At 55.6% G+C, this 3570-nt stretch carries 2 rRNA genes; both read right to left on the reverse strand.

Annotated elements, in window-relative coordinates:
- A 23S ribosomal RNA gene (locus AC4D2W_RS17250) occupies window positions 1–1983 on the reverse strand; the annotation flags it as partial.
- Between the two features lie 247 nt (window positions 1984–2230).
- A 16S ribosomal RNA gene (locus AC4D2W_RS17255) occupies window positions 2231–3570 on the reverse strand; the annotation flags it as partial.

Consider the following 3570-nt stretch of genomic DNA (forward strand, 5'->3'; position numbering starts at 1 on the left):
AGTGTCCATCAAGGTTGGGGCCCCCCTTCTCCCGAAGTTACGGGGGCATTTTGCCGAGTTCCTTAACCATAATTCTCTCGATCGCCTTAGTATTCTCTACCTGATCACCTGTGTCGGTTTGGGGTACGGGCGGCTAAAACCTCGCGCCGATGCTTTTCTAGGCAGCATAGGATCACCGGATTCCCACCAAAGTGGGTCCCGTCAGATCTCAGGATCGTCATCAAAGACACAGCAACGGATTTACCTATCGCTGACCCTACATCCTTAGACCAGGACAACCATCGCCCGGCCCGGCTACCTTCCTGCGTCACACCTGTTAATACGCTTACCTCCCGGGATCAGGTCCCGCGCTCCACCAAAAACCGTGTCGCCACAAGGGCTAACAGTCAGGTATTGGGCGGTTAGTATCCCCCGATCAGTATTGGCGGTTTTTCGCCGGTACGGGAATATCAACCCGTTGTCCATCGACTACGCCTGTCGGCCTCGCCTTAGGTCCCGACTTACCCAGGGCAGATTAGCTTGACCCTGGAACCCTTGATCATTCGGCGGACGGGTTTCTCACCCGTCTTTCGCTACTCATGCCTGCATTCTCACTCGTGTAGGCTCCACCGCTGGTTTACACCGCGACTTCACTGCCCACACGACGCTCCCCTACCCATCCAAACGCTTGAACGAAAATGGATAAACCATCCGCTTGGCTAATATTTGAATGCCACAACTTCGGCGGTGTACTTGAGCCCCGCTACATTGTCGGCGCGGAATCACTTGACCAGTGAGCTATTACGCACTCTTTCAAGGATGGCTGCTTCTAAGCCAACCTCCTGGTTGTCTGAGCAACTCCACATCCTTTCCCACTTAGCACACGCTTAGGGGCCTTAGTTGGTGGTCTGGGCTGTTTCCCTCTCGACTATGAAGCTTATCCCCCACAGTCTCACTGCTGCGCTCTCACTTACCGGCATTCGGAGTTTGGCTGACGTCAGTAACCTTGTAGGGCCCATTAGCCATCCAGTAGCTCTACCTCCGGTAAGAAACACGCAACGCTGCACCTAAATGCATTTCGGGGAGAACCAGCTATCACGGAGTTTGATTGGCCTTTCACCCCTACCCACAGCTCATCCCCTCCATTTTCAACTGAAGTGGGTTCGGTCCTCCACGACGTCTTACCGTCGCTTCAACCTGGCCATGGGTAGATCACTCCGCTTCGGGTCTAGATCACGCCACTGCATCGCCCTGTTCAGACTCGCTTTCGCTACGGCTTCCCCTCACGGGTTAACCTCGCGACGTAACACTAACTCGCAGGCTCATTCTTCAAAAGGCACGCTGTCACAAGCACAACACCACAAGTGGCATCGCCCTGCTCCAACGGATTGTAGGCACACGGTTTCAGGTACTGTTTCACTCCCCTCCCGGGGTACTTTTCACCTTTCCCTCACGGTACTTGTCCGCTATCGGTCATCAGGGAGTATTTAGGCTTACCAGGTGGTCCTGGCAGATTCGCACGGGATTTCTCGGGCCCCGTGCTACTTGGGATCCTCTCCAAGCGGCAGCATACATTCCGGTTACGGGGCTAACACCCTCTACGGCCGGGCTTTCAAACCCGTTCACCTATGCACCTGCACTCACTTCACCAATCCGGCAGAACTGGTACGGAAAGTCCCGCAACCCCAGTGATGCAACGCCCGCCGGCTATCACACACCACTGGTTTAGCCTCTTCCGCGTTCGCTCGCCACTACTAACGGAATCACTGTTGTTTTCTCTTCCTGTGGGTACTGAGATGTTTCACTTCCCCACGTTCCCTCCACGCACCCTATGTGTTCAGATGCGGGTCACCCGGTCACTCGCGCGCCGGGCGGGGTTTCCCCATTCGGACATCCTGGGATCAACGCTCGGTTATCAACTCCCCCAGGCTTATCGCAGATTCCTACGTCCTTCTTCGGCTCCTGATGCCAAGGCATCCACCGTGTGCCCTTAAAAACTTGACCACAAAAGATCAATAAATATTATCGCTATCGAGAAAACCATGGAAACCGGTAAAACCGGTCACCAGGTTTATCTGAAATTGCACTTAATAATTTTAAGATGCTCGCGTCCACTATGTAGTTCTCAAACAACAACCCCGTCACACCCCTCCACACACCGCGTATTTACCGCGGAACGCTTCAGACCTGCGCAGGAACAACCAGAAACAACACGTACCCGTGTCCTTCCAACCATGTTCTAGGTTCGAATTCTNGAGGTGATCCAGCCGCACCTTCCGGTACGGCTACCTTGTTACGACTTAGTCCCAATCGCCGGTCCCACCTTCGACGGCTCCCTCCCGCAAGGGGTTAGGCCACCGGCTTCGGGTGTTACCAACTTTCGTGACTTGACGGGCGGTGTGTACAAGGCCCGGGAACGTATTCACCGCAGCGTTGCTGATCTGCGATTACTAGCGACTCCAACTTCATGAGGTCGAGTTGCAGACCTCAATCCGAACTGAGACCGGCTTTTTGGGATTAGCTCCACCTCACAGTATCGCAACCCTTTGTACCGGCCATTGTAGCATGCGTGAAGCCCAAGACATAAGGGGCATGATGATTTGACGTCGTCCCCACCTTCCTCCGAGTTGACCCCGGCAGTCTCCTATGAGTCCCCGCCATAACGCGCTGGCAACATAGAACGAGGGTTGCGCTCGTTGCGGGACTTAACCCAACATCTCACGACACGAGCTGACGACAACCATGCACCACCTGTAAACCGGCCACAAGTGGGGGACCTGTTTCCAGGCCTTTCCGGTTCATGTCAAGCCTTGGTAAGGTTCTTCGCGTTGCATCGAATTAATCCGCATGCTCCGCCGCTTGTGCGGGCCCCCGTCAATTCCTTTGAGTTTTAGCCTTGCGGCCGTACTCCCCAGGCGGGGCACTTAATGCGTTAGCTACGGCGCGGAAAACGTGGAATGTCCCCCACACCTAGTGCCCAACGTTTACGGCATGGACTACCAGGGTATCTAATCCTGTTCGCTCCCCATGCTTTCGCTCCTCAGCGTCAGTTACAGCCCAGAGACCTGCCTTCGCCATCGGTGTTCCTCCTGATATCTGCGCATTTCACCGCTACACCAGGAATTCCAGTCTCCCCTACTGCACTCTAGTCTGCCCGTACCCACTGCAGACCCGGGGTTGAGCCCCGGGCTTTCACAGCAGACGCGACAAACCGCCTACGAGCTCTTTACGCCCAATAATTCCGGATAACGCTTGCGCCCTACGTATTACCGCGGCTGCTGGCACGTAGTTAGCCGGCGCTTCTTCTGCAGGTACCGTCACTTTCGCTTCTTCCCTGCTGAAAGAGGTTTACAACCCGAAGGCCTTCGTCCCTCACGCGGCGTCGCTGCATCAGGCTTTCGCCCATTGTGCAATATTCCCCACTGCTGCCTCCCGTAGGAGTCTGGGCCGTGTCTCAGTCCCAGTGTGGCCGGTCACCCTCTCAGGCCGGCTACCCGTCGTCGCCTTGGTGGGCCGTTACCCCAACCAACTAGCTGATAGGCCGCGAGTCCATCCAAAACCGCATAAAGCTTTCCACGGACCACCATGCGG

The organism is Arthrobacter sp. TJ-58 (genome assembly GCF_058269295.1).